We start from the raw sequence: 25,194 nt of genomic DNA, 5'->3' as shown, positions 1-25,194 counted from the left end.
GCGTGTCACGCTGTCAGCGGCTCATTTGCCGGTTTCGGCCTCGGCGGGGAACTCGAACTCGAGTTGCCCGTCGAGGACGTGTGTTCGGTCAAGTAGCCCCGACTCGACGAGTTCGACGGTGCTCTCGACGACGAGTTGACCGGCCGACTCCGGCCATTGGGTGACCGGAAGCTCGAGAAATACGGTCTCGTCGGCAATTTCGCCGAATCGGTGGACATCGACGACTGCAGCCGTCCCCTCACGGAACAGTGACACGGATGGATGTGGTTCGTGGTCGCCCATGAATGGGCCTTGGAGCGAGAGCCGTGGCGGGGTGCCGTCACCGCCCAGCGTCACGAACCGCTGTGTGAGCGACTGCAGTTCGGTATCCGCAGGGTGCGAAATCGACGTGAGGAAATGGGTCGGCACGGGGGACAGCTCGGGGTCGACGCCCACGGTAGCGAGATTAGTGCCGTCTCCGCGAAATTCGAGATATTTCGCAGTATCTCGGGGATTGTCGTCGATCTTTACTTCCGGGTCCGTGTGTTCAGTTCGTGATTCGACAGCACTACACCCCGCAACGGTGGTGGAGGCGGCGGTTATGGCGGACGCGAGAAACGCGCGGCGGCGCATAAACGTCGATTTCATCGGCAACAGTAAGAATGTTAAGAACTTATCACCGGGCGGACTTGATCACTGACCGACAGCGGCGACTCGAGAAACGACGGTAGTGAACCCGATCTCCGAGAGCCCCCGCTCGCGGTCCGCATGAGACTCGAGACCGAAACGTTCGAAAAACAGCCTACCGGACCGACCACCGCGTCTGACGGCGATTCGATCAGCCGTCGTCTTCCGCGATCGTCAGCGTGATCTCCCGATCCGAGCCGTCGATTTCGACCGTTCGTTCCGCCTCGGAATAGCCGTCAGTGGTCGCGGTCACCGTGTACTCCTCGCTCTCGCGTTCGAACTCGACTTGGCCGTCGTCGTCGACTTCCTTCTCCTCGCTCGAGGCGATGAGACCCGAATCGTCCTCGAGTTCGACGGTCGCGTTATCGACCGCGCTTCCGTTCCGATCTTCGACGGTCACCGCCAGCGTGTACGGGCCGTCGCTGTCGTCATCGCTGCTATTGGTGTCGTCGCTGTCGTCGTCACTATTACTGTCGTCGTCACTATCGCTGTCGTCGTTACTATCGCTGTCATCGTTACTATCGCTGCCGTCGCTACTATCGCTGTCACTCTGTTCCTCGAGCGCCAGGGTGGCTGTCGCGTCTTCGCCGTCGATTTCGGCGGTGGTCTCCGCTGACTGGTAGCCGTCCGCGTCCGCGGTAACCGTATAGGTGCCGTTCGGACGCTCGAAGCTGGCTTCGCCGTCCTGCCCGACCGCACTCTCCGTCGTCGTCCCCGCTCCGGAGACCGTCACGGTGGCGTTCTCGAGCGTCTCGCCGCTCTGTGTTTCCACGGCCGTCGTCAGGACGTGCGTTTCGTCGCCAGTATCACCCGACCCGTCGCTTCCATCGCTCTCGTTTTCGCCATCCGTCCCGCCGTCACTGTCGGTCTCGGCCGGTTCGTCGCCGCCACCGCTCGTTTCGTTGACTCCGCCACCGCTGTCAGCGCTCCCGGTGTCGTCGGTCGCGTGATCGGCGTCGTCGCCGGCCGGCTGTGCGGAGTCGTCCCATCTGTCGGTGACCGAGCCGACCGCGCCGCTGACAGACGCCCCGCTCGCGGCGAGTACCAACCCCGCCAGCAGGAACGCGATGCCGCTGACGGTGAGTAGAATCTGGACGCTGCTCCCGATCGATCGGGTCTCCGTCTGCTGTCGTCTTGCATTGCTGCGCATTGTCAGTAGTGAAGTGAAATTGGGCAATCAATTGTTATGCGCTCGCCGTCGAGGCGGCGGTCACTCCGCGCTCGAGTTCGGACGCCGTTGGTTCGACGTGCCTCGAGGAATGCTGCTCGCCGTTCGATCCGTCACGTGCGGGGACGAGTGATTTCATTACGCCATTCTTTCGCTGTTCGGCGGTTCACTATACGGAGGGTAAAACCGTTGCAGCCGCTGAAACTGTCCGGTATAGCGGCCGAACGATGGTATGGGCCGGAGTCTGGTATTCCGACCCATCGTCGAGATCAGCGGCAGCGAAGTGCGCAGAAAACGGTCTCCGAGATCAGCAAGAGTCGGTCGTGACCGGCAGTAGATGGATCACGGATACGGCTCGGACCCCGGCTCGGGCGTTCGCCGCTCGAGGAACTCGAGGACGGGTTCGGTCGTAGCCAGTCGAATCCCGACTCGCGTGAGTCGGTCCCGGATCGCGGCGGGGACGAGCGTTCCGTACAGCGAGCCCAGCAACGGCACCGGGCCGACGCGGTAGTGCGTGTCGGGATCCCGAACGGTCGCGGCCTCGCGGATCGTCGCGGCGACTCGGTCCGGGTCGTTGATCAGCGGGCCGCCGCCGTCGACGGCGCGGAGTCGCCCGAGAACGCGGTAGAGGTCGGTGTAGTCCGTCGGCCTGACGACGGTCGAACGCGCCGCCGAGACACCCGCCGCGTCGGCGTCCGAACCGCGGCCGGGGGCTCGAGACGGAGACTGTGCACTCGCGGCCGCGTCGTCGACCGCCGCGACGGCGCGGTCGTAGAACGGGGTTCGAACGATTCCGGGTTGCACGACGACGACCTCGACGCCGGAGCCAGCCAGTTCCTGTCGGAGCGCATCGCAGAGACTCGCCATCGCCCACTTCGACGCGGTGTAACCGCCGATCCCGGCGAGCGCGAGGCGGTCCGCGGCGCTGGTGACGGTGACGATCCGTCCGCGGCCGCGCTCGCGCATGCCGGGCAACACTGCCCGGATCAGTCGGTGCGGCCCGAAGCAGTGGACGGCGAACTGGCGCTCGAGCAGGGACGTCGGCACGTCTTCGACCGGACCGAACTGGCCGTAGCCGGCGTTGTTGACCAGACAATCGACGCCGTCGGCCTCCTCGCGGATGCGATCGACGACGCGGTCGATATCGTCGGGTTCGGTCAGGTCAAGCGCCGCGATATCGGCCCCGCGGTCGGCCAATTTTGCGAGGCCGACCCGGTCGCGGTCTCGAGCGGTCGCGTAGACGCGCCAGTCGTCGGCCAGCAATTGGTGGGCGGTTTCGTAGCCGATCCCCGAGGAACAGCCGGTCACGAGTGCGGTCGAAGGCATGGGGTGTGTACGACGGCACCGAAAAAGGCAGTATCCGTCGGTCGGGCTGGAAGAGAGTCACGGCGACCGACGGACTCGGAAGGTGGCCAAATTGGAGGCGGTGGTCACTCGTCGGACGGCCCGGCGTCGTCGGGCGGTCCGCGTTCGTCGTCCGACGGTCCAGCATCATCCGGTGGCCCGCGCTCGTCGTCGACCGAATCGTCCTCGCCGTCGGCCAATCCGGCTTGCTCAAGCGCCCACTCGAGGCCGCTGAGGTCGGTGGAATCGTCCGTCTCGGCCGCCGACTCTTCCTCATCCGCTTCGGCCGCCTCGTCGGCGGCCGGCGGGTCCGAGTCGGTGACCGAATCCTCGACTGCGGATTCAGCCGCAGCGTCCGCGGTTGTGGCGTCATCGTCCGCCGAGTCAGCGGGCGGCTCGTCCTCGGCTGCGGACTCCGGCGGCGACGGCGCGTCGTCGACCGAGTCGCTTCGTTCGATATCGGTCTCGGTCGTCGAGACGCTCTCGGTCGCATTGGCCGTCGCGTTCGCGTCGGTGGTTGCGTTCGATTCGTTCGTCAGCGCGTCGTTCTCGGCTGCAGTGTCAGTCGGGTTCGTTTCGCCGGCCGTCAGGTCCGGGCCGAAGACCGAGGCGAGCAGCCCGAACGCGAGCAAGACGGCCGCGATCGTGACGAGTAGCGTGACCGCCGATGGGAGGTCATCGCGAAAGCGGGACATTCGACGGGTCGTTCGTAGGCGGCCACCCCGCTTTGTTAATCTCAGCCCACAGCCCACCCGCCGGTTTACCGATCGATGCGGGGTCGGGGTTACCGACTCGAGCGCCCGGGCTCGAGGGAAACTGCGGTCGCGACGGGGGAAATCCGCCGCGCGTGGCCGAACAATGATATAGCCGGCCCACCGAGTGGGTGACAACGGATCTCGCCGACAATGACGAGTCATTACGATCACGCGCAGGTACAGGAGTTTTGGCAGTACGTCTGGGAGCGCGACGACGTCTACGCGCTCGATGCCGACGCCGCCGATCCGACCTACGTCCTCGGCATGTTTCCCTACACGTCGGGCACGCTCCACATGGGGCACGTCCGCAACTACGCGATTACCGACGCCTACTCGCGCTATCGTCGCATGCAGGGCGACGATGTCCTCCATCCGATGGGGTGGGACGCGTTCGGGTTACCGGCCGAAAACGCGGCCTTCGAGCGCAAGACGGACCCGGAATCGTGGACCCAAGCCTGTATTCGACGCATGCGCGAGGAACTCGAGACCATGGGCTTCGGGTACGACTGGTCTCGAGAGATCACTACCTGCGAACCCGACTACTACCGGTGGAACCAGTGGCTGTTCAAACGGCTCTACGAGGCCGGACTCGTCGAGTACGAGGCGGCGACGGTCAACTGGTGTCCAGACTGCGAGACGGTGCTCGCCGACGCGCAGGTCGTCGAGCGCGAGGGCGACCACGACGAGTCCGCGGGCCAGGACAGCGACGAAGTCACGGGCAGCGGCGGCCATCGAGTCTGCTGGCGGTGTGAAACACCTGTTGGGCGACGCGAACTCGACCAGTGGTTTTTCACGATCACCGACTACGCGGAGGAACTCTACGAGGATCTCGACGACCTCGAGGGGTGGCCCGACGGCGTCCGGGAGATCCAGCGCAACTGGATCGGCCGGCAGGAAGGGGCCCGGATCACGTTCGAAATGGACGACTACAGCGGCGACCGCGGTGACACCGGAGACGGCGACGGACCCGAAACCGTCGACGTCTTCAGCACCCGACCGGAGACGGTCTACGGCGCGACCTACCTCGCGGTCTCCCCCGGTCACGAACTCGCCCGCGCACTCGCCGCGTCCGACGAGGCGGTCGCCGACTACGTCGACACCGTCCGCGAGCGAGACCCCGAGTCGGTCGGCTTCTCCGGCGTCGAAACCGACGCGACCGCAATCCATCCGCTGACTGGTGCGGAACTCCCCGTCTACGTCGCCGGCTACGTCCTCGAAGACGTCGGCACCGGGGCCGTGATGGGCGTTCCCGGCCACAACGAGCGCGATCACACCTTCGCGCGCGAACATGACCTGCCGATCGAGCGCGTAATCGATTCCGAGGGAGCAGACGAGATCGACGTCGAAACCGGAGCCTACACCGGCGACGGCGTCCTCGAGGGAAGCGGCGAGTACGACGGCCTCGCGAGCGAGACGGCCGGCGACCGGATCGTCGCGGACCACGACGCGCTCGAAGACGACGTCACCTACCGGCTCCGGGACTGGCTCATTTCCCGACAGCGCTACTGGGGGACGCCGATCCCGATGGTCCACTGCGACGACTGCGGCCGCGTCCCCGTGCCCGACGAGGACCTCCCCGTCGAACTCCCGGAGTTCGTCCGGACCACGGGCAACCCGCTCGACGCCGCCGAGGAGTGGAACGAGACGAGCTGTCCGGACTGCGGCGGCCCCGCCCGACGGGAGACGGACACGATGGACACGTTCGTCGACTCCTCGTGGTACTACCTGCGTTTCCTCTCGCCCGATCTGGCGGACGCCCCCTTCGACACCGACCTCGCGGACGACTGGCTGCCGATCGACGTCTACGTCGGCGGCGACGAACACGCCATCCTGCACCTGCTCTACACCCGCTTTTTCACCAAGGCGCTCGCCGATCTCGGCCTGCTCGAGCGGCGGGAGCCGATTCGGGAACTGCTGAGTCAAGGGACGGTGCTCTACGACGGCGAGAAGATGTCCAGTTCGAAGGGTAACGTCGTCGCGCCCGAGGAGTACGGCGCGGAGACGACTCGGCTGTTCGTGCTCTCGGCGGCTCACCCCGAACAGGACTTCGAGTGGACTGCGAACAACGTCCGCGGGGCCTACGACCTCCAGCAGACGCTCTACCGGATGGCGACCGACTTCGTCGAGGAGGGCGACGCCCGCCTCGAGCGCCGCGATCACGACGACTACGTGGCCCGGGAGATCGACCGCACCATCGCCGCGGTCACCGAGGAGTACGAGCGGTTCCGGTTCCACCGAGCCGCGACCGAAATTCAAGAGCTCGCACGCTTGCTCCGGCGCTACCGCGAGTACGACGGGCCACACAGCGATGTCTACCGGCGCGGCCTGTTGACCCTGGCCGCGCTGATCGCCCCGATGGCACCGCACCTCGGCGAGGAACTCTGGAACAAGCTCCGCGGCGAAGGACTGGCCGTCGAAGCCGACTGGCCCGAGCCCGAACGCGCGGTCGGAGCCGTCCAACTCGAGCGCCGACTCGTCGACCGCACGCTCGAGGACGTCCGGGACATCGTCGACGTCGCCGCGATCGACGAACCCAAACGGATCGAACTGGTCGTCGCTCCCGACTGGAAGTACCGGACCGCCGAGTTGCTCAGTCAGACCGCAGCGGCCGGCGACGGCGCGGCCAGCGATGTCGATTCGATCGTCGATCAGGTTCTCGCGGCCGACTCCCTCGAGGGGCCGGTCGACCGCGAGCGCGTCGGGGTGTTCGTCGCGGAACTGCTCGAGCGCGACGGCGGGACGGAGCGCGATCAGTTGCTCGCGGCCGACCGTGAGCGGGCGATCCTCGAGCGCGCGTCGTGGCTCGTCACCGACGAGTTCGGTGCGGCGGTTACTGTCAGTCGGGCGTCGGCCGACGACGAGCAGGCGGCCAAAGCCCGGCCCGGCAAACCCGCGATCCACATCAGCTAACGGCCAACCCCGTTTTCCCGACAATCGCGATCGGTCGAGCGTCGTTCTCGATAGTGGTTGTTGTCCGTCACTACTCGCTGTATCCCGTCGATACCTCCCGTTCCGGCCCGGTGCGGCTCTCGCTATCCGCGTTGGTTCATTGGCGTCTTCCCTTCACGTTCCCGTTCAGTCACCCGGTGTGCCGCGATCGGACCGTGAGGAGTCGGGAAGGACAGTTTTATTCAATGGGGTTCAGAAGGAGAGATACGATGGTTGAGGGTGGCGGTAGCGTCGGCGCATCGTCTCGGAGAGCACCGAGCCAAGCGGTTATCGAAGCGGTCGCCGAGGCAGAAGACGTGTCGCCGACGGATATCTCTCCGCCGGCGTACGAACCGCTCCACGCAGTCGTCGATCCAACGGCACTCGATGCGCTCTTCGCGGAGCGACCCAACGGCGCGAGCAGATCGTTCGGGAGCGTCTCCTTTCGGTTCTGTGGCTACGACGTGACCGTCTCTCACGACGGGACCGTCGTTCTCGAGGACCCGACCGAACCGACCGAGTGAGCCCGTTTTCTGCGGATTGGCCGAGTGCCGGTACCCCTATCGAACCCGAGCGGGTGGCTCGAAGACCGAAAGCGATCCAGGGAGAAAGACTCTTTTCGGCCAAGGAACGAATGGATTCACCGTGGAGCGCCACTACGATGTCCTGGGGCTATCGCCGGACGCCGACGAGCGGGCGGTTCGGCGAGCCTACCGGACCCTTCTGAAGGTCCACCATCCGGATCAGGGCGGCTCTCGAGAGCGATTTCTGCAAATTAAAGACGCCTACGAGGCGATCCTCGGCGAGCGGGTCCCCAACGAACGCGAAACAGACGGCGGTGCGATTACCCGAGGCGGAAACGGGTCACGACCCCGACAGCAACCGACCTACGACCCCGAGGGGCGCGACGACCGCGACCGAACCCACGAACTGACCGTCAGCAGCGAGTACCTCACGCTCGCGCTCGCGGGGCTGGTCCACGATGTCGATCTCGCGTCGCTGGTCGACGGCCCCGTCACGGCGGCGACGACGCGGACGATCGCGTTCTTCCGCGTCCACAACACGAGTTCCCGGCCGCTCCCGTGGCGGGGAAAGACGAACACGAACTTCATCGGGGACGACGGCTTTCTCTACGAGGGCTCGAGCATCGTCGCCCCCCACGCCACCGATCTGCCGGAGCGGTGGGTCGGGACCGACGTCACCCTCGAGCCGGGGCGAGCGCTCGACGCGGTCGTCATCGCACAGGAGATGCCGGAGAACGTAGCCGTCGAGCAGGTCATGTACACCCAACACGTTCCCGATGAGGAAAGCGAGGGTGACGATATCGCCGACACCGAGCGCTACCTCTTCGAGCTGAAACCCCTCGTCCGCGAGCGGCTCAATCGGGTTCCGTTCGACCGGGACTGAACCGCGAGGCCGCTACGCGCCGGCGTCGCCGCGGCCGATCTCGGAACAGCAAGCGTGATACGGCGGTGCTCCAAAGGACCACTAATGGCAACCGCTGACGCGAGACGGCGGCTCCGTGAGCAGCCGATGGGCGTAACGATCCTCCTAACGATCGTCGGGTACGCGCTGGTACTCGGGACGTTCCTCCTCGATATCCCGATCTATCCAGACCTGACGAATGCGCAGGTCGACCTGCTGTCCCACGTGATCGCGGTCATCAACACGACCGCGACGGTGGTGCTGACACTCGGCTGGTACTGGATCCGCGCCGGCGAGGTCGAGAAACACCGGCTCGCGATGATCAGCGGGTTCGTGTTGATCCTCGGCTTTCTGGTCGTCTACCTGCTCAAGGTCGGCGGCGGCGGGACGAAAGAGTTCGTCGGGCCCCAGGGGGTCTACTACGCGTACCTCGTGATGCTGGCGATCCACATCATCCTCTCGATCGTCTCGGTCCCGGTCGTCCTCTACGCCTTAGTTCTCGGCCTGAGCCACACGCCCGCCGAACTCCGACAGACGCCACACGCCCGCGTCGGCCGGGTCGCCGCCGGCGCGTGGATCCTGAGCCTCGTTCTCGGGGTCGTCACGTATGCCCTGCTCAACCACGTCTTCACCTACGAGTTCGCGTCGCTCGTCGCGCCGGTCGTCTTCTAGGCTCGACGCATCAGGTTCGCGTTCCGCCACTCCGCTCGAGTCGGCCCCGCCGGTCGGACCGATAGGTTATCCTGTCGGCCGCCCGTAGCCTCCGGCAACGAATGCAATTCGCCGAAGAAATCGTCGTGGACGAGTTTCTCCCGACTATCCGGTCGCTGCTCGCCGGCGATCTGCGGGATCGGGGGCTCACACAGAGCGAGGTCGCCGACGTGCTCGGGATCAGCCAGAGTGCCGTTTCGAAATACGCCCACGGCGACGTGACCGTCAACGATCGCATCGCCGAGGACGACCGAGTTCGAGACCTCGTCGATGAACTCGGAAGCGGGCTGGCGACCGGCGATATATCGCCCGTCCAGGCGCTGATCGAGATCGAGGTCCTGATCCGCGAACTCGAGTCCGGCGGGGACTTACTCGCCCAACTCCACGAGGAGGCCGTGCCGGAACTCGCCGATCACGGCTCGGGATTCCGTGTGCACGACCCCGAAAGCGACCTCCGGACCAGCGAGCGGGTCCTCTCCTCGCTCCGGCGCGGACTCGGCATGCTCGAGACCGCGAGCGGCTTTACCGGCCTGATTCCCGCGGTCGGCTCGAACCTGGTGGCCTGTACGCCGGATGCGGAGACCGTCGACGACGTTGCGGGCGTCCCCGGCCGAATCTTTGACGTGAAAGGGCAGGCGACGGTTCCCGCAGACCCCGAGTTCGGCGTCTCCGAACACGTCGCGCGGGTGCTGCTGGCCGCGCGCCGCCACGGCGCGGACGCCTCGGCGGCGATCAACATCACGTACGACCCCGAACTGGTCGACGAACTGACCGAGCGGGGCCACCTCGCCGCCGAGTTCGACGAATCCGGCGACGTGGCCTCGAGCGTCGGCGCGGCGATCGAAGAGGCCCCCGACGCGACGGTACTCTACCAGACCGGCGGCATGGGAATCGAGCCGCTGATCTACGTCCTCGACACCGACGCCGAGTCGATCGCGGACACGGTCCGGTCGCTCATCTGACCGTCCGAACCCCGAATTACTCGTTCATGACGACCGAATCAGCACAGGAGTTCTACGGCCGCTGGGCGCGTCTCTACGACCTCATCGCGCGCCGAACGCCGGGAATCGCTACACTCCGAAAGCGCGCGGCCGCCGCCTGCTGCCTCGAGCCCGGCGACACCGTCGTCGAGATGGGCTGTGGCACCGGCGCGAACCTGCCGTTCCTCCGCGAGCGGGTCGGTCCCGAGGGGACCGTCATCGGGATCGATTTTACGCGGCCCGTCCTCGAGCGGGCCCGCGCGGCCACCGCGGCGTACGACAACGTCCACGTTCTGCAGGGGGACGCGACGCAGCCGCCGATCGGGAGCACCGAGGGCGGCGAGAGCGGGGTGCTGAACGGGGTCGCGGAGGGCGACGCGATCGACGCCGTCCTCGCAACGTTCGTTGTCGGCATGCTCGCGGACCCGGCCGGCGCGGTCGACGACTGGTGCGATCTCGTCGGTCCCGACGGCACGGTCGTCCTCGCCAACGCGGCCCGGAGCCGGAAGTGGTACGCGCCGCCGGTCAACGCCGTCTTCCGGGCGATCGTCGTCCTCTCGACGCCGCCAACGACGCGGCTCCGGTACGAGAACGACCCTCACCGCCGACTCGATGAGAAGATTGAGACCGCACACGCCCGGCTCCACGACCGGTCGGTCGCCGTCGCGGACGAAACGCACGTTTTCGGCGTCGTTCGACTCACTGCCGGTCGACTCGAGTGAGTCGAGCGAAGCGAACGGCCGCGGCCGCTGACCGCCGTCGGGCGATCAGGCCGCCGCATCGAGTTCCTCGCGGTTCCGGATGCGCTGGGCCATCGGGTCCGGGATCGAACTCGGTCGCTTCGTCTCGGAATCGATGTGGACCATCGTGGTCTCGGCGGTCGCCGCGACATCGCCGTCAACGCGGATCTCGTAGGTCATGGTGCAACTCGAGTCGCCGAGCCGCGAGATAGAGAGCGCAACCGTGGGGTCGTCGCCCATTGTAATCGGCCGCTCGTAGGAGATCTCGAGGTTCGCGAGGACGAAGGAGATGTCCTCGGAGGCGACATCGACGACCTCGTCGAGGTAGGCGGTTCGGGCAACCTCGAGGTAGCTCGCATAGACGGCGTGGTTGACGTGATTCAGCGGATCGAGATCGCGATAGCGCACTGGAACGTCGACGGTAAACTCAGCACTCATTGTAGGTTGGCGAAGTGGACTGAGACAAAAGTACGAACCGGTTCCGCACAGGGGTTCGGCTCGAGGAGTGCAAGGGTACTCGACGGAGGCCGATCGACGATACGCTACTCGAGAGACAGGAAGCCACAAACCGTTTTGTAGTCGGATCCAAAGCCACCGATATGTTCTACGCGGTTCACCTGTTTTTGCTTCTGGTAACGGCCCTCGTCTCGGCGGTTACCCTCCGGTGGGTGTCCCGTCAGACCCGGGACCGAGCCGGGCAAGTCATGATCGCGATTCTCGCAACTCACGTCGTCATGCCAGTGCTGGTCGTCGCGCAACTGCTGAGTACGACCCTCCAGTGGGCAGTCGTCTGGCAGTCGCTCTGGTACCTGATCGTCCTCGTCAATCCGGTGCTCTGGCTGTTGCTCGCGATCTACTATACGGGACGTGAATCGTGGCTGACGAAGCCCGTTCGGGCGGGGTTAGTCGCCTGCGCGCTCGTCCCGGCAGTACTCGTCGTCACGAACCCGGTCACCGGCCTCCTGGCCGTCGACTATCGGTTCGAACCCGAACCGTTCGTCCACCTGTTCGCTACCATGACTCCGCTGAACGAGTTGCTTCTGGTGAGCGTTAACCTCAACGTGCTTCTCGCGGTCGGACTGTTTCTCCGAATGTTTCTGTTTTCCCGTCGAACGGCGCGGACACAGATCGCCACGATCCTCCTCGGTATGCTCGCGGTCTTCGTCCCGGCAGCGGCGACGGCCGCCGGGCGAGTCCCGGTACGAGCCTTCCCGTACGGCGTCCTCGGCGCAGGCGTTTTCGGCGTCCTCGTCGCCATCGGACTCTTCCGAACGCGGTTGTTCGCCGTTGCGCCGTTGGCCCGCGATACGCTTTTCGAGTCGATCGATGACGCTATCATCGTCGTCGACGCCAATCGAGCGATCGTCGACTACAACGAACGCGCGGTCGACCTGTTACCCGCGCTCGACGGCCACCTCAGTGAGCGACGCGACGACGCGTACCCGGCGTTCGTCACCGTCGACGAACCGTCGGCCGACGGCGGCGGCATCGAAGCCATGGTCGAACAGCTCGATGGAACCAGCGATTCACCGTTCGCCGGGAAAGTCCGACTCTCGACCGGTCACGAGCCTCGGACACTTCGACTCAGCGTCTCCGAGATCTCGAGCGGCGGTCAATCTCACGGATACGCACTGGTGGTGCGAGACGTTACGGAATTGGAAAGCTACGCGATCGAACTCGAGCACAAGACGACGCAGTTAGAACGGTTCGCCAGCACGCTCTCGCACGATCTCCGAAATCCGGTCGCGGTCGCGATGGGATACGTCGAGCTCGAACGGGAAACGAACGATTCGGAGGGGCTTCGACACGCATACACCGCCCTCGAACGTATCGATCAGACGATCGACGATCTGCTGACACTCTCTCGAGACGGCAATCGGATACACGAGCGCGAGCCGGTCTCGCTGTCGTCGATCGCCACCGAGGCGTGGAAGACGAGCGATACGGCAGATGCCTCGCTCGTACCCGATACCGACGACGTTCGCCTCCACGCGGATCCCTCCCGCTTCCAAACACTGCTCGAAAACCTGTTTCGAAACGCGGTCGACCACGGCGGAACCACCGTTCGGATCGGCCCGCTCGCGGACGAGGCGCGAACGGGATTCTACGTGGCGGACGACGGTCCCGGAATTCCCGAGGGTGACCGCGACCGGATCTTCGAGTACGGATACAGTTCGGCGTCCGAGGGAACGGGACTCGGGTTGGCGATCGTCGCGTCCATCGTCGACGGTCACGGCTGGGAGATCGCCGTGGCAGAAGGCGAGGACGGTGGGGCCCGGTTCGATGTGACGACCATCGAACGCCGTCAAGCCAAGTAATGGGTACGTAGCGCGTTCCGGAGAACCGTCGAACGGCACGCGAAAACGAGGGTCGCCGAGGGCCGCGGTGTGTCGCCAATCCGTCTCAGTCGTCGGCCGAGGCGACGCGCGAATCGAGTTCGACAGGGTCGGCGTCGACCTCGAGTTCGTCGAGCGCTTCCTGGGCGGCCCGTTTCCCGGAGACGAGCATGGCTCCGAAAGTCGGCCCCATCCGCGGGAGGCCGTAGGTCGTCGCGGTTGCCATCCCGGTCGCGATGAGCCCGTCGTGGACGAGGCCGGTGTGCTCGACGACGGCGTCCTCGCTCTCGCCGACCCACATCGAGTCGTGGCCGGGTGAGTCGTGGCCGGGCGCGCCGTAGGTGTCGTCGTCGGTGCTGTCCATGCCGGTCGCGTTCGCCTCGGCGTCGGCGATGCCGGGCGCGTCGAGGACGCCGCGCTCGTCGAGTTTCTTGACCGCCATCGCGTCGTGGCCGGTCGCGTCGATGACCAGATCGGCCTCGACCGCGATCGGGTCGACGCAGGTGATCTCGCGGGGCAAGGCGTGGACCGGCGTCCAGTTCATGACGATACCGCCGACGCGGTGGTCCTCGCGGATGACGATGTCCGTGAACTCGGTCATGTTCTGCATCTTCGCGCCCGCGTCGCAGGCAGCCTTGATCAGCCCGGAGCAGGCCTCGGGACCGTTCGCGACGTAGAGCCCCTCGCTGTCCTGGGATCGTTTATACGAGACCTCGAGTTCGTCGAGGACCTGCTGGGCCGGGTCCCGGACGGTGACCTTGTTCATCAGGAAGCCGCCGAGCCAGAAGCCCCCGCCGAGGTAGTTGTTCTTCTCGACGACCATCACCTTGACACCGCGCTCTGCGAGTTCCTTCGCCGCGGTCAGCCCCGAGGGGCCGCCACCGACGATGATGACGTCCGAGTCCGAGAAGTCCATGAACTCCTCGGTCCACTCCTGTCCGATCGCGCGGGTGACATCGGCTTCGCCTACCTGACTGAACTGCTCGAATTGGCTCATACAACCTAGTGGTAACACTAGGTGGTGTTAAGTCTGTCGTCGCTGTGATCAGCCGTCGACACCCTCTGTAAAAGGCTCTCGAGACGAGAGAGTCGTCGCGAGACTGCGTCGTCATGGCTGTTTACCAGCAGCGATCGGCTCGCGACCAGTGCAAGCAGACGAGTCGTGACCAGTCTGATCAGCCGGCGATTGATCAGCCAGCGGTCGTACACTGGTCCACGCGCACGCGACGCGGCACGCACGCAACGCGACCGCACGCACACCCGCGCTGTCGGTCGGTTTCGGCGAAAACGTTATCAGATGCTCACTCGTACCGAGCCACAATGACCGACACTCGCCCGCGAGGACGGCGACCCGCTCGAGGATCGGGAGGTGATCCCCGGTGGAGCTGATAATCACCGAGAAGGACAACGCTGCCCGCCGGATCGCCGACATTCTGAGCGGCGGAACCTACGACTCGAGTCGCGAGAACGGCGTCAACGTCTACGAGTGGGGCGGCAAGCGCTGCGTGGGGCTGTCGGGCCACGTCGTCGGCGTGGACTTCCCCTCGGAATACTCCGACTGGCGGGACGTCGAGCCGGTCGAACTGATCGACGCAAGCGTCGAGAAGACGGCGACGAAGGAGAACATCGTTGCGACGCTGCGACTGCTCTCACGTCGTGCCAACCGCGTGACGATCGCGACTGACTACGACCGCGAGGGCGAACTGATCGGCAAGGAGGCCTACGACATCGTCCGGAACGTCGACGAGGACGTACCGATTCGCCGGGTGCGGTTCTCCTCGATCACGGAAAACGAGGTCCAGAGCGCGTTCGACGAACCCGACGAACTCGACTTCGATCTCGCGGCAGCCGGCGAGGCCCGCCAGATCATCGACCTCGTCTGGGGGGCCGCGCTCACCCGCTATCTCTCGCTGTCCGCGGGCCAACTGGGCAACGACTTTATCTCCGTCGGACGGGTGCAGTCGCCGACGCTGAAGCTGATCGTCGACCGCGAGCGCGAGATCGAAGCCTTCGATCCCGAGGACTACTGGGAACTCTTTGCGGACCTCCAAAAGGACGAGACGTCCTTCGAAGCGCAGTACTTCTACCGCGACGAGGACGGCAACGAGGCCGAACGTATCTGGGAAGAGGCTACGGCGGACGAGGTTTACGAGACGCTCGCTGACCGCGACGCAGCGACCGTCGTCGACGTCAACCGGCGGACCCGTACCGATACGCCGCCGGAGCCGTTCAACACCACCCAGTTCATCCGCGCGGCGGGTGCCATCGGCTACTCGGCCAAGCGGGCGATGTCGATCGCCGAGGACCTCTACACCGCCGGCTACATCACCTATCCGCGGACCGACAACACCGTCTATCCCGACGACTTAGAGCCCGAAGACCTCTTGGACGAGTTCGTCGGCCACCCCACGCTCGGCGATTCCGCCGAGTCGCTGCTCGAGGCCGACGAGATCCTGCCGACGGAAGGCGACGAGGAGACGACCGACCACCCGCCGATCCATCCCACGGGCGAGATTCCGACCCGCGGCGACGTAAGCGACGACGAGTGGGAGGTCTTCGAACTCGTCGTGCGCCGCTTCTACGCGACCGTCGCCGACGCCGCGGAGTGGGAACACCTCAAGGTCGTCGCGGAGGTCGAGGACCACCGGCTCAAGTCGAACGGCAAGCGACTGGTCGAACCCGGCTACCACGACGTCTACCCGTACTTCTCCACCACGGAGAACTTCGTCCCCGACGTCGACGAGGGCGAGGAATTGGGGCTCTCCGACGTCGAACTCGAGGACAAACAGACCCAACCGCCGCGTCGATACGGCCAGTCGCGGCTCATCGAGACCATGGAAGATATGGGGATTGGTACCAAATCGACTCGGCATAACACCTTAGAGAAGCTCTACGACCGGGGCTACATCGAGAGCGATCCGCCACGGCCGACGAAGCTCGCGATGGCCGTGGTGGACGCGGCCGAGAACTACGCCGATCGGATCGTCAGCGAGGAGATGACGGCCCAGCTCGAGGCCGATATGGATGCCATCGCCAACGGCGAGGCGACCTTGGACGACGTGACCGACGAGTCCCGCGAGATGTTAGCGGAGATCTTCGAGAACCTCGCGGAGTCCAGAGACGAGGTCGGCGAACACCTCCGCAAGTCGCTCAAAGACGACAAGCGCCTCGGCCCGTGTCCCGAGTGCGGCGAAGACCTGCTCGTCCGGCGGAGCCGCCACGGCTCCTATTTCATCGGCTGTGACGGTTATCCCGACTGCGAGAACACGCTCCCGCTGCCTTCGACCGGCAAGCCGCTCATTCTCGAAGACGAGTGCGAGGAACACGGCTTGAACGAGGTCAAGATGCTCGCGGGCCGCCAGACGTTCGTCCACGGCTGCCCGCTCTGTAAGGCCGAAGACGCCGGCGAGGGACCGGTGCTGGGCGACTGTCCCGACTGCGGCGAGGAACACGGCGGCGAATTGGCCGTCAAAACCCTCGAGAGCGGTTCCCGACTGGTCGGCTGTACGCGCTACCCCGACTGCGAGTACTCGCTGCCGCTGCCCCGCCGGGGCGATATCGAAGTCACCGACGAGCGTTGCGAGGACCACGATCTGCCGGAACTGGTCGTCCACAGCGGCGACGAGCCGTGGGAACTGGGCTGTCCGATCTGTAACTATCAGGAGTTCCAGGCCCGCGAGAGCGACTCCGGCTCGGACCTCGAGGCGATCGACGGCGTCGGTGCAAAGACCGTCGAGAAGCTCGCCGACGCGGGAATCGAGGACCTCGAGGATCTGACCGATGCCGATCCCGACGCGATCGCGGACGACGTCGAGGGCGTCAGCGCCGATCGGCTCCGAAGCTGGCAGGCGAAGGCGTAGATCGGCGGTCGGCTCTCGTCCGTTCATACGGATCGCGACGTTGAATCTCGTTTTGCCGGAGGTAGAATTAACTGAGTGTACCTGCATGTACAATTATCAACGCAGTTGCGTGTGCGCGGGCCACACGCGGCGGGACGATGTGCTACTATGTCAGATCTCAATGGATTACCGAGCGGGCCGAGAGACGGACAGGGAGACGGAGTCGAAGTGACCGTCGGCATCGAGCAACTCGAGGAGTTCCTCACGGCCGACGATCCCGAAGTCAGGGAGTACGCGGCCAAGACGCTGGCCAACGAGGCGGCGGACCGACCGGCGGACGTTCGCTCCGCAGTTGCGTCGCTCACGGACTGCCTCGAGGACGATCCGTCGATCAGATCGCACGCGGCGGCGGCGCTGTCGGCCGTCGCGGCCGCCTACCCGAGGGACACCCGGGACGCCGTCCCGGCGCTGACCGACCGTCTCGAGGGATCGACCGCGGTACGAGGAGATGCGGCCGACGCCCTCGCGTCGATCGCCGCCGACTCCGCGACGGCTGTCACTGACTCCGCGACGGAACTCGCGGCCTACGTCACCGACGATCAGGAGCGGGTCCGGGTTCGGACGACGGACGCGCTCGCGGCGATTGCCGACGCCGACCCCGAACGGGTCGTGTCGATCGCCGACGCGGTCGCGGCCGCGACCGACGACGAGACCGTGACGGTCCGGGAGAACGCGACGGCGATCCTCGCGGTCGTCGCGGGGCAGGATCCCGATGCCGTCCTCGACGCGATCGATCGACTCGTCGACCGCCTCGAGGACGAGCCCGCCATCAGGGAACACGCCGCTCGAGCGATCCGCTCGATCGCGGCTGAGCAGCCCTCGGAGGTGACGACGGGGGTCGAACCCCTCGCGACAGGGTTAACCGACGACCGCGACGCCGTCCGCGCCGACGCCGCGGCAGCGCTCGCGGCCGTCGCGGCGGAACGGCCGGACCCCGTCAGCGAGGTCGTCGACTCGCTGGCCGCCAGCCTCGACGGCGAGGCCGCCGTCCGTCGGGAGACGGTCAGCGCGCTCCGAGCCGTTAGCGGGAACGCCCCCGACGCAGTCGAACTGGCCGTCGACCCGCTGGTTGACCGGCTCACGGACGACCTCGAGTCGGTCCGCGTCGATGCGGCCGCTGCACTGGCGACGCTGGCGGCGGAGCGGCCCGATGCGGTCGAGTCTGCCGTCGAATCGCTCGCGGGGCGACTCGAGAGCGACGTGCCCACGGTCCGAAGCCACGGCGTCGCGGCAATCGCCGCCGTCGGGGACGCGACGCCCGAAGCAGTCGCTCCCGTCGTCGCCGAACTCGCCGGCGTGCTCGCGGACGAGGACGACGACGTGCGGTTCGAAGCTGCCCGCGCCATCGCGGCGGTCGCAGCAGTTCGGCCCGACGCGATCCGCCCGGTCGTCTCCCGACTTGCCGACCGACTGGACGATCCGCACGAACCGGTCCGCGATCGGGCGGCCGACGCGCTGGGCGAACTCGCGCTCGCGGATGCCGACGACGAGGACGCCGTCTCGGCGCTGGTCGACCGACTTGAGGACGGCGACGAGTGGGTCCGCGGCCACGCCGCCCGCCGGCTGGCCGAAATCGCCGAGTCACGGGTCGCCGACGCGCATCCAGCAGTCCGATCGCTGTGTCGCCGGCTCGAGCACGACGACGCGGCGGTCCGGCGGTCGGCCGCCAGGGACCTCGTGCCGATCGACGCCGAACGGCCGCGGGAAGCCCGCGAGGCCGTCGAACCCCTCGGCGACCGGCTCGCGGACGACGACGCGAGCGTTCGGAACAACGCCGCGCTCGCACTGTCCCGACTCGCCGGAACCGACCCGGATGCAGTCCGGCCGGCGCTGGTCGGGCTCTTCGGCGCGGTCGACGATCCGGACCGCAGCGTCCGTGCCACGGTCCGAGAGACCCTCGCCGCACTCGCGCCCGTCTCGCGCAGCGACTGCCGGCCGCCGGTCGCGCTCGCCGTCGCGGAGACCGACGCCGACGAGGACCCGATCCACATTGCGGCCTGCGAAGCGCTTGCCGCACTCGATCTCGAGACCGGTGCCGAAACGGAGGCCGCCGTCGGGGCCGCCTGCGACCTGCTCGTCGAGCCGACGCCAAGGGTGCACACGGCTACGCTGGAGACCCTCGAGTCGCTCCTCGCGACGGCGACTGAGACCGAGCCGACGGCGATCGAGGCCCTCACCGAGATCATCGCAGCCGACGACGAGCGCGCGACCGCGGCGGCGAGGGCACTCGCCGACATCGCGCGGACGAACGCGGACCCGATCGCGGAAGCGGCGACCCCGCTGGTCGAGCAGTTTCGAGCGGCGACGGGCGACCGGCGACGGGCACTCGGCCGCGTCCTGACGGCGGTCGTCGCGGGAACCGACCGCAGGCCGGTCACGGCGCTGTTGCTCGACGACCTCGAGTCGGCCGAGGCAGACCGGGAAACGATCGCGGGCGAAATCGCCCGCGTGGCGGCCGCATCCCCGGACGACGCCGCAGCGAGTCAGGATCGATTGGTCGACTTGCTCGACGACGAGAGCGAGGCGGTCCGCGGCTACGCGGCGCTGGCGGTCGGGACGCTCGCGCTCGCGGGGCGAGACGACGGCTCCGCGCTGGGCGACGGCCTCGATAGCGTCGACGACCGGTTGCTCGACGCCGCCTCGCTGGTCAGCGGCGGTGAAACGCCGAGTCACACCGACGGGATCAACAACCAACTCTCCGGGCTGGGCAACCGACTCGAGGACGACCCGTGGGCGGCCGGGCTCGCCGTGCTCGCGCTCGGGGTGCTCGCCGACGAGTCGGACAGCCTGCGGCCGACCGGCGTCTCGAAGGTCGCGGCCGGGCTGGCCGTCGAGAGCCAAATCGTCCGAGTCACCGCCGGACGGACGCTGGCGACGATGGCCGCTGATGATCCCCAGGGGCTCGAGGCCGCGACCGACGAGTTGCTGACGGCGCTGTCGGATCCGGACGCCGACGTTCGAGCTGCTGCCGGTTCCGTACTGGCCGATGTCGCCGAATCGACCGACGAACTCGAGGCCGAGGCGGATAGCCTCACAGCCGACCTCCACTCGTGTCTCGCCGATCCAGACGGGCGCGTTCGAGCCCGCGCGATTCGGGCGCTGACCGCGCTCGAGGCCGGCGAGTTGCCCTCCGCGATTCGGCCGCTGGTCGACGACCCGGTCCCGGCGGTCTCGAGTGCGGCGACGACCGCGACGGACAGTCTCGAGGCCGGCGACGACGGAAGCGACGAGTTCGACTGGCCGATGGCCCGCGCGGGGCCGACGGGGGTCGGCTCTGTCGGCCGCGGCGACGCACTCGGCGGGCAGCCGACCAAGCAGTGGCGCGTCGAGACCGCCGGCACCGTCGACGCCCCGCCGGCGCTGGTCGGCGACACCGTCTTCGCCACGAGCGACGCCGGCTCCGTCGTCGCGTTGGCCCTCGAGGACGGAGACGAACGCTGGCGGTTCGAGACCGACGCGCCGATCGGGACGACGCCCGCCGTGGTCGGTGACACCGTCTACGTCGGCGGCGACGCCGCGGTCTACGCGCTCGATCTCGAGACGGGCGAGCGCCAGTGGCGGTATCGGATGGACGCCACGGTTCGCACGTCGCCGGTCGTCGCCGACGGAACGGTCTACGTCGGCAGCGACACCCTCCACGCGATCGGCGCCGAGACCGGCCACCCGCGCTGGACGGCCCCGCTCGCCGACTCGCTCGTCGGCGTCGCCGTCGCTGACGGTGTCACCTACGCCGCCTGTTCGGACCGCGTCGTCGCGATCGCGGCCGACGGGAGCCGCCGCTGGGAGACGACCCTCGAACTCGACGGGACGGTGGACACGCCGCCCACAGTCGCCGACGGGAGCGTCTACGTCGGCTGTGGAGGCACGCTCCGTGCGCTGTCGAGCACCGACGGCTCGCGGGCGTTCCGGTTCGACACCGGCGGCCGGTTCGCCGCATCGCCGGCGATCGCAAACGGGACCGTCTACGCCGCCAGCACCGACGGCAGCGTGTACGCGGTCGACGCGGGGACGGGCGCGGAACGCTGGCGGGTCGACGCCGGCGAGGCGACGACCGATCCGGTCGTCATCGACGACACCGTCTGTCTGGGTACCGGCGACGGCCACGTCACCGCGCTTGGTACCGGCGACGGCTCCCGGCAGTGGGAACTCGCGGTCGACGGCCTAACGGCGGTAACGGAAATCGCCGTCGCGAGCGAGCGACTCTGTCTCGTCGGCCCGGACGGCATTACTGCGATCGGGGACGCACAGTCGTCGTGGAAGGAGTCGATTTCGGGACTGTTCACTCGGTTCGGCAACGGATCGTCGTAGTCGGTCCCCGTGTCGAACAGGGCCGCTCAGTCGATCAGTCGGCCGTCGACGTCTCGCTCGTCTCGTTTTCGGCGGCCGGCTCCGCCTCTCCGTCGTTCGACTCGAGGACGGACTCGACGCCCCCGACGATGTCCTCGACGGACGTCACACCGAGTTCTTCCCATCGTTTCTCGCCCCGGGCGTCGATGACGGCGGTGACGGGGTAGCCGACGATACCGTAGCTCGCCGCGAGCGTCGCGTTCGAGTCGTAGCCGACGGCCCAGTCACCGCTGTGGGCGCGCCACCACTCGCGGAGTTCGTCGTCGGGCATACTATCGAACGACTGGTAGGCCACCGACAGGAAAGTGAGGTCGTCCCCGTGACCCTCGAGGAGTCGAGACCGCGCCTCGGCGAGTCTAGGCAGGTGTGCCTGACACTTGCCACAGCCAGTGACGAAGAACATGGCGACCGTAACACCGTCGGTGGGAACGGCCATCGTCCCGGCCTCGCTCCCTCGAGCGTCGATGGTCTCCACCTCGATCGGGCCGTCCGTCTCCCCGCCAGCCTCGGATGCGGCGCGGTCGGTCCCGAACGAAGGGACCCCGCCGAGGACGATCCCGGTCGCGCCGGCGAGGACGCCGACGCTACCGACCCCGGCGATCAGATCGCGCCGTCTCATGGTCGTGTCACCGCCATCGGGCAGGTAGACGGCATGTCGTGTAGTCTGTACGGGACGCGGAACAAAAGGCCTCACTGGTTCGTCCGTCGAACCGACCTTCTACGGTCGGCGGCAGTCGAACAATCGCGTTCGGTGCCCGACAGTTAAGCGTCGCCCGGCCGACGATAGCCCCGTGAGCGACGACCGCGACCGATGGAACGACCGGTACGAACAGGCCGATGACGACCCCAACGGCGACCCCGTTCCCGCCCTCGAGCGGCGCATCTCGACGCTCCCGGACGGGCGCGCACTCGACGTCGCGACCGGGGCCGGGCGAAACGCGCTCTTTCTCGCCGAGTACGGCTACGACGTGGACGCGGTGGACGTCTCCGACGCCGCCCTCGAGCGCGCTCGCGACCGCGCCGCCGAACGGGGGGTCGACGCGAACTGGATCCGCGCCGATCTGGCCGATTTCGATCCCGGCCGCGAGCGCTACGACGTGATCGTCGTGAGCTTCTTCGCCGCCCTCGAGCACCTGCCGGCGCTCAAAGACGCGCTCGCCCCCGGTGGCGTGCTGATCTACGAACACCACCTCCGCTCGAGCGACCCGGTCGCCGGTCCCTCGACCGATCGGTACCGATACCGGTCGAACGACCTGCTCCGGGCCTGTCTGGACCTGACGATTCTCTCCTACGAGGAGCGGCGGAGACCGATCGGCGACGGTAACGGTGACGAGGATGGGAACGAGGACGGCGACGACGACACGATCGCAGTCGCGACGCTCGTCGCGCGGCGCTCGAGCGGCGGAACCCAGTCATATCCGGTGCTTTCGACGGACGACGACAGCAGGTAGGACGGTGCACAGACGGGCACCGCAACTGAGTATTAGCGCTCGCCGGGCGCGACCGTGTCGCTCGTATTGCTACCCGTTTGATTGTCGCCGTTCTGCGCCGTTCCACCCTCGAGTGCGTCTCTGGCAGCGCCGAAGATGGCCCCACTCGTCGAGGATCGGTTTCGCCACTGGACCGCGCCGGTTCCGTCGACGGTCAGCATCGTCGGGAACCCATCGATCTCGTAGTAGTCGTTACAGGCACCGGTCTCATCCCGGCCAATCGGCCAGTTGCCGCCGTTCTCGTCGAACCACGTCGCGAGTTCCTCGTCGGACGGATCGGGGCCCCGGGTCCCGTTCGTGATCGAGCAAAAGCGAATCTCGGGAGCGTCGCCGTCGACGGTGTAACCCTCGTCCGCGAGGGCGACCTTCGCGTCGGCGATCCGCGAGAGCTGTGCGCGACTGGTCGGGCACTGGGTCCGGGTGAAGTTGAGCACCATCACCCGACCGGACTGGGGAACGCGAACGGTACCGGCCTCGCTCCCCGAGGCGTCGATCGTGGCGATCTCGAACGGCGGCTCCGTTGATTCGTCGGGTGCGGTCTCGCCGTCGTCGGTGCCACCGTCGAGGCAGCCGACCAGCGACGGCATGGCGACGGTCGACGCGAGCAGTGTTCGACGGTTCATCGCGTTCCCGTCCCGGCCGGCGACCGGTCGCTCGAGTCGTGACCGGGCGGGCGACCGCCACCCGTCACGCCAGCCGCTCGAGGCTCGTTCATACGCGCCATTGTGTGGCATACGGCAAAGAATCAGCGGTACCAGCAGTTCGCGCGCCGCGTTCGACGCCGCGACACGGACCGGTGCCACGACACGGACCGACGTGGGGTCGCGGGCGCAATCGCGCTCCTGCGAGAGACGCGGTCCGGGCTCTCAAGTGCGCGATATGCGGGTCGAATCCCATCGGACGGGGCAGCCGACCGGCTCCGTCGTCTCTCCATTCGGCCGAATTCGCGATTCTTTTCACGGCAGCACACCCACTTGCAACCGAGAACACGTGGCTTCTATCGTCGTGACAGCACTGGCAGGCGTGATCTTTGGGCTCGCGCTCGCGGCACCGCCGGGACCGATGAACGCGGTCATCGCCGAGGAGAGCGTCGTCCGCGGCTGGCCGGCCGGCTTCCGAGCCGGACTCGGTGCGATGCTCGCGGACGCCATCTTCTTCGCGCTTACGCTTGCCGGCATCGTCGCCGTGATCGACCGCATTCCCGCGGTGAGACCCGCGCTCTATCTGGCCGGCGGCTGTCTCATGTTGTACTTCGCGATCGGTGCGATCGACGAGGCCAGAGCCGCCACGTCGTTTACCGACGCCGGCCGCGCCGCCGCGAAGGGATTCCGGAAAACGTTCGTCCTCTCGCTGACCAACCCCTACCAGATCGGCTTCTGGCTCACCGTCGGCGTCGGCCTCCTCGAGCCGGGGACCCTCGACGTGCTCGCACACGCCCCGGCGGTAGGGCAAGTTCTCGCTGGAACACTGGTCGTCCAGACCGGGTCGCCGGCGCTGTTGGTCGGCTTCTTCGGCGGAATCGGCCTGTGGATTATCGCCTATCCGGCGGCGCTGGCCGCAGCCGGCAAGCGCGTCGACGCGTTCGCTCCCGCGGTCGCCGCGCTGAGTGCCGTCGTCCTCGTCGGCTTCGGGCTGCTCTTCCTCGCGATGGGCACGCTCCGGTTCGTCTGACCGGGGCTCGCACTGGGCGACGCTCGAGCACGTCTCGAGCGTTCAGACTCGAGATAGGCGGATTAGCACCTGAGCATCTCGAAGCGGCCGTCAGATTTCGTCGTCTCACCGCCGCTACTTGTGCCGGCCCCCTCGCCATCCGACTGGTCCCCCTCAGACTGCGCGGGATCCGCGCCGAGCCCCGTCGTCGCGTTCTCGAGCATCGGGAGTTGGAAATCGAACCCGCTGACGAGATCGATCGAGTCGGCAGGACTCGTGAGAAGGTCGCGGAGTCCGTCGCCGACGTACTGGAATCCGGCGATAACCTCGATGATCGACGAACCGCCGGTCGAACCGACGAGTTCGGCACCGACCGAACCGCCGGAGTCGGTCAGCATCGCCGCGTGCAATCGAACCCAGATGTGCGTGCCGTTCTCGGAACCGATCGTAAATTCGGTTCCCGACCCGGTGAAACACGTCGAAACCGGTTGGCCGCTCGAGTCGGCGGCGGTTCCGATCTGCGGTGGCGACTGTTGGGCGACCGTCGCGACGGGAACTGTGGCGAGAACGACGAGGCAGCAGAGGGCGAGAACTGAGACGGTGCTCGGTCGACGTGGGAATTGCATTACACTCGTCTCGAGAGCAGACCAGTATGAACGCACCGGCCGATTCGGTCGGCCGACGGCCCTGCCGACCGATCGGGAGACGGCGGTCTCGAGGTCGGCACAGAAAGAGGACTCGAACGGGCGAGACCG

General features: G+C 67.0%; 21 protein-coding genes. 11 read left to right on the top strand and 10 right to left on the bottom strand.

From position 1 onward, the window contains the following. Positions 1–21: 21 nt before the first annotated feature. The 5 genes from ACJYUO_RS02990 to ACJYUO_RS02970 all read right to left on the bottom strand — a co-directional run bounded on the left by ACJYUO_RS02990 (position 22) and on the right by ACJYUO_RS02970 (position 3,873). Positions 22–612 carry a DUF8121 family protein gene (locus ACJYUO_RS02990; protein ID WP_494343924.1) on the bottom strand — a complete coding sequence of 197 codons (591 nt, stop codon included), beginning with the start codon at positions 610–612 and terminating at the stop codon, positions 22–24. Between the two features lie 205 nt (positions 613–817). After that, on the bottom strand, positions 818–1,816 hold the full coding sequence (locus ACJYUO_RS02985) for a carboxypeptidase regulatory-like domain-containing protein (protein WP_494343923.1): 999 nt from the start codon (positions 1,814–1,816) through the stop codon (positions 818–820). A gap of 34 nt (positions 1,817–1,850) precedes the next feature. Beyond that, entirely contained in the window at positions 1,851–1,973 is a 123-nt protein-coding gene (locus ACJYUO_RS02980) for a hypothetical protein (protein WP_494343922.1), read from the bottom strand. Between the two features lie 203 nt (positions 1,974–2,176). After that, the gene (locus ACJYUO_RS02975) at positions 2,177–3,160 is read right to left on the bottom strand and encodes an SDR family oxidoreductase (RefSeq protein ID WP_494343921.1); all 984 of its coding nucleotides are present in this window, start codon (positions 3,158–3,160) and stop codon (positions 2,177–2,179) included. Between the two features lie 104 nt (positions 3,161–3,264). Further along, entirely contained in the window at positions 3,265–3,873 is a 609-nt protein-coding gene (locus ACJYUO_RS02970; protein WP_494343920.1) for a cell surface protein, read from the bottom strand. Positions 3,874–4,083: 210 nt separating this feature from the next. Between ACJYUO_RS02970 and leuS the strand changes: the two genes are divergently transcribed. From leuS to ACJYUO_RS02940, 6 genes are all read left to right on the top strand, one after another. Continuing rightward, the gene (gene leuS / locus ACJYUO_RS02965; protein WP_494343919.1) at positions 4,084–6,843 is read left to right on the top strand and encodes a leucine--tRNA ligase; all 2,760 of its coding nucleotides are present in this window, start codon (positions 4,084–4,086) and stop codon (positions 6,841–6,843) included. Positions 6,844–7,091: 248 nt separating this feature from the next. Beyond that, positions 7,092–7,385, top strand: a complete 294-nt coding sequence (gene ddfA / locus ACJYUO_RS02960) for a DdfA family disk-determining factor (RefSeq protein WP_494343918.1) — start codon at positions 7,092–7,094, stop codon at positions 7,383–7,385. Positions 7,386–7,506: 121 nt separating this feature from the next. Further along, positions 7,507–8,268 (top strand): J domain-containing protein, encoded by a 762-nt coding sequence (locus tag ACJYUO_RS02955; RefSeq protein WP_494343917.1) that lies wholly within the window; start codon positions 7,507–7,509, stop codon positions 8,266–8,268. An 84-nt stretch (positions 8,269–8,352) separates the two neighbouring features. Then, complete coding sequence (locus ACJYUO_RS02950; protein ID WP_494343916.1) at positions 8,353–8,958, top strand: DUF420 domain-containing protein; 606 nt, start codon at positions 8,353–8,355, stop codon at positions 8,956–8,958. A 101-nt stretch (positions 8,959–9,059) separates the two neighbouring features. After that, positions 9,060–9,959 carry a thiamine-phosphate synthase family protein gene (locus ACJYUO_RS02945; protein ID WP_494343915.1) on the top strand — a complete coding sequence of 300 codons (900 nt, stop codon included), beginning with the start codon at positions 9,060–9,062 and terminating at the stop codon, positions 9,957–9,959. A 26-nt stretch (positions 9,960–9,985) separates the two neighbouring features. Then, positions 9,986–10,699, top strand: a complete 714-nt coding sequence (locus ACJYUO_RS02940; RefSeq protein ID WP_494343914.1) for a class I SAM-dependent methyltransferase — start codon at positions 9,986–9,988, stop codon at positions 10,697–10,699. Between the two features lie 45 nt (positions 10,700–10,744). Here ACJYUO_RS02940 and ACJYUO_RS02935 read toward each other — a convergent pair whose 3' ends face one another. Continuing rightward, positions 10,745–11,155 carry an acyl-CoA thioesterase gene (locus ACJYUO_RS02935; RefSeq protein WP_494343913.1) on the bottom strand — a complete coding sequence of 137 codons (411 nt, stop codon included), beginning with the start codon at positions 11,153–11,155 and terminating at the stop codon, positions 10,745–10,747. 161 nt (positions 11,156–11,316) lie between these two features. On the opposite strand from ACJYUO_RS02935, the gene ACJYUO_RS02930 reads away from it, so the two are divergent. Then, positions 11,317–13,035, top strand: a complete 1,719-nt coding sequence (locus ACJYUO_RS02930; protein WP_494343912.1) for a sensor histidine kinase — start codon at positions 11,317–11,319, stop codon at positions 13,033–13,035. Between the two features lie 85 nt (positions 13,036–13,120). Here the strand turns inward: ACJYUO_RS02930 and ACJYUO_RS02925 are convergent, their stop codons facing one another. After that, positions 13,121–14,050, bottom strand: coding sequence for a sulfide-dependent adenosine diphosphate thiazole synthase (locus ACJYUO_RS02925; RefSeq protein WP_494343911.1), 930 nt, complete (start codon positions 14,048–14,050; stop codon positions 13,121–13,123). 382 nt (positions 14,051–14,432) lie between these two features. Here ACJYUO_RS02925 and ACJYUO_RS02920 point away from each other — a divergent pair, with 382 nt between their 5' ends. Further along, complete coding sequence (locus ACJYUO_RS02920; RefSeq protein WP_494343910.1) at positions 14,433–16,913, top strand: DNA topoisomerase I; 2,481 nt, start codon at positions 14,433–14,435, stop codon at positions 16,911–16,913. A gap of 147 nt (positions 16,914–17,060) precedes the next feature. Then, positions 17,061–21,260: a sister chromatid cohesion protein PDS5 gene (locus ACJYUO_RS02915; RefSeq protein ID WP_494343909.1), complete on the top strand. Its 4,200-nt coding sequence runs from the start codon at positions 17,061–17,063 to the stop codon at positions 21,258–21,260. A gap of 34 nt (positions 21,261–21,294) precedes the next feature. On the opposite strand, the gene ACJYUO_RS02910 is transcribed toward ACJYUO_RS02915, so the two are convergent. Beyond that, on the bottom strand, positions 21,295–21,918 hold the full coding sequence (locus ACJYUO_RS02910; RefSeq protein WP_494343908.1) for a TlpA disulfide reductase family protein: 624 nt from the start codon (positions 21,916–21,918) through the stop codon (positions 21,295–21,297). A gap of 172 nt (positions 21,919–22,090) precedes the next feature. On the opposite strand from ACJYUO_RS02910, the gene ACJYUO_RS02905 reads away from it, so the two are divergent. Then, positions 22,091–22,750 (top strand): class I SAM-dependent methyltransferase, encoded by a 660-nt coding sequence (locus ACJYUO_RS02905; RefSeq protein WP_494343907.1) that lies wholly within the window; start codon positions 22,091–22,093, stop codon positions 22,748–22,750. 32 nt (positions 22,751–22,782) lie between these two features. Here the strand turns inward: ACJYUO_RS02905 and ACJYUO_RS02900 are convergent, their stop codons facing one another. Beyond that, on the bottom strand, positions 22,783–23,412 hold the full coding sequence (locus ACJYUO_RS02900; RefSeq protein ID WP_494343906.1) for a peroxiredoxin family protein: 630 nt from the start codon (positions 23,410–23,412) through the stop codon (positions 22,783–22,785). Positions 23,413–23,779: 367 nt separating this feature from the next. On the opposite strand from ACJYUO_RS02900, the gene ACJYUO_RS02895 reads away from it, so the two are divergent. Continuing rightward, a complete protein-coding gene (locus ACJYUO_RS02895; RefSeq protein ID WP_494343905.1) occupies positions 23,780–24,460 on the top strand; it encodes a LysE family translocator in 681 nt (226 codons plus the stop codon). Between the two features lie 62 nt (positions 24,461–24,522). Here ACJYUO_RS02895 and ACJYUO_RS02890 read toward each other — a convergent pair whose 3' ends face one another. Next, entirely contained in the window at positions 24,523–25,065 is a 543-nt protein-coding gene (locus ACJYUO_RS02890) for a DUF7332 family protein (protein WP_494343904.1), read from the bottom strand. Positions 25,066–25,194 lie beyond the last annotated feature (129 nt).

This window comes from Natrinema sp. CRL1, from assembly GCF_059162405.1.
The sequence above is the reverse complement of the archived record's forward strand: the minus strand, read 5'-3'. Positions and strand labels throughout refer to the sequence as shown.

Bases quoted from the DNA above. Each gene is read 5' to 3' on its own strand.
- ACJYUO_RS02990 (WP_494343924.1), bottom strand. From the start codon at position 612: ATGCGCCGCCGCGCGTTTCTCGCGTCCGCCATAACCGCCGCCTCCACC.
- ACJYUO_RS02985 (WP_494343923.1), bottom strand. From the start codon at position 1,816: ATGCGCAGCAATGCAAGACGACAGCAGACGGAGACCCGATCGATCGGG.
- ACJYUO_RS02980 (WP_494343922.1), bottom strand. From the start codon at position 1,973: ATGAAATCACTCGTCCCCGCACGTGACGGATCGAACGGCGAGCAGCAT.
- ACJYUO_RS02975 (WP_494343921.1), bottom strand. From the start codon at position 3,160: ATGCCTTCGACCGCACTCGTGACCGGCTGTTCCTCGGGGATCGGCTAC.
- ACJYUO_RS02970 (WP_494343920.1), bottom strand. From the start codon at position 3,873: ATGTCCCGCTTTCGCGATGACCTCCCATCGGCGGTCACGCTACTCGTC.
- leuS (WP_494343919.1), top strand. From the start codon at position 4,084: ATGACGAGTCATTACGATCACGCGCAGGTACAGGAGTTTTGGCAGTAC.
- ddfA (WP_494343918.1), top strand. From the start codon at position 7,092: ATGGTTGAGGGTGGCGGTAGCGTCGGCGCATCGTCTCGGAGAGCACCG.
- ACJYUO_RS02950 (WP_494343916.1), top strand. From the start codon at position 8,353: ATGGCAACCGCTGACGCGAGACGGCGGCTCCGTGAGCAGCCGATGGGC.
- ACJYUO_RS02945 (WP_494343915.1), top strand. From the start codon at position 9,060: ATGCAATTCGCCGAAGAAATCGTCGTGGACGAGTTTCTCCCGACTATC.
- ACJYUO_RS02940 (WP_494343914.1), top strand. From the start codon at position 9,986: ATGACGACCGAATCAGCACAGGAGTTCTACGGCCGCTGGGCGCGTCTC.
- ACJYUO_RS02935 (WP_494343913.1), bottom strand. From the start codon at position 11,155: ATGAGTGCTGAGTTTACCGTCGACGTTCCAGTGCGCTATCGCGATCTC.
- ACJYUO_RS02930 (WP_494343912.1), top strand. From the start codon at position 11,317: ATGTTCTACGCGGTTCACCTGTTTTTGCTTCTGGTAACGGCCCTCGTC.
- ACJYUO_RS02925 (WP_494343911.1), bottom strand. From the start codon at position 14,050: ATGAGCCAATTCGAGCAGTTCAGTCAGGTAGGCGAAGCCGATGTCACC.
- ACJYUO_RS02915 (WP_494343909.1), top strand. From the start codon at position 17,061: ATGTCAGATCTCAATGGATTACCGAGCGGGCCGAGAGACGGACAGGGA.
- ACJYUO_RS02910 (WP_494343908.1), bottom strand. From the start codon at position 21,918: ATGAGACGGCGCGATCTGATCGCCGGGGTCGGTAGCGTCGGCGTCCTC.
- ACJYUO_RS02900 (WP_494343906.1), bottom strand. From the start codon at position 23,412: ATGAACCGTCGAACACTGCTCGCGTCGACCGTCGCCATGCCGTCGCTG.
- ACJYUO_RS02890 (WP_494343904.1), bottom strand. From the start codon at position 25,065: ATGCAATTCCCACGTCGACCGAGCACCGTCTCAGTTCTCGCCCTCTGC.